The organism is Nocardia sichangensis, assembly GCF_047200615.1.
GTDB lineage: Bacteria > Actinomycetota > Actinomycetes > Mycobacteriales > Mycobacteriaceae > Nocardia > Nocardia sichangensis.
Genome location: NZ_JBJZOK010000132.1, coordinates 1 through 634 on the forward strand (window position 1 = coordinate 1; position 634 = coordinate 634).

Genomic DNA, 634 nt, shown 5'->3' on the forward strand with positions numbered 1-634 from the left:
GGCGGTCACCCGCTGGTTCGGCGACCTCGGGATCGAGTTCGCCGGCCGGCTGGGCTTCCACCGGATCGGTCTCGGTCAGTCCAATCTCACTTACCTCGTGCGGGACGACGCCGGTCGGCGCTGGGTGCTGCGCCGGCCCCCATTGGGGCACCTGTTGGCCTCGGCACACGACGTCGCGCGGGAGGCGCGGATCATGTCCGCGCTCGCGGGCACTTCCGTCCCTGCACCGCGGATCCTCGGTGTCGCGGAGAATTGCGCGATCTCCGACGTGCCGTTGGTGCTGATGAACTTCATCGACGGCCAGGTCGTCGACACGATGGAGATCGCGGAGTCACTACCTCAGCGACGGCGTCGCGAGATCGCGGAGTCCCTGCCGCGCGCCCTCGCGCAAATCCACGCCGTCGACCTGGAGCGGACCGGACTGTCCGATTTGGCGAGCCATAAGCCGTACGCGCGACGCCAACTCGCGCGGTGGTCCGGCCAGTGGGAGAAGTCCAAGACCCGGGAATTGCCCGAACTCGACGATCTGACCCGCAGGCTGATGGCCGCGGTGCCCCAGCAGACCGAACTCGCGCTCGTGCACGGCGACTTCCACCTGCGCAATGTGATCGTCGCCCACACGAGCGGCGAGGTC

The 634-nt window shown here is 68.5% G+C and carries 1 protein-coding gene; it reads left to right on the plus strand.

The features are described from left to right. The coding region (locus tag ACL03I_RS39460; RefSeq protein WP_412808667.1) for a phosphotransferase family protein at positions 1-634 on the plus strand (634 nt) is incomplete at both ends.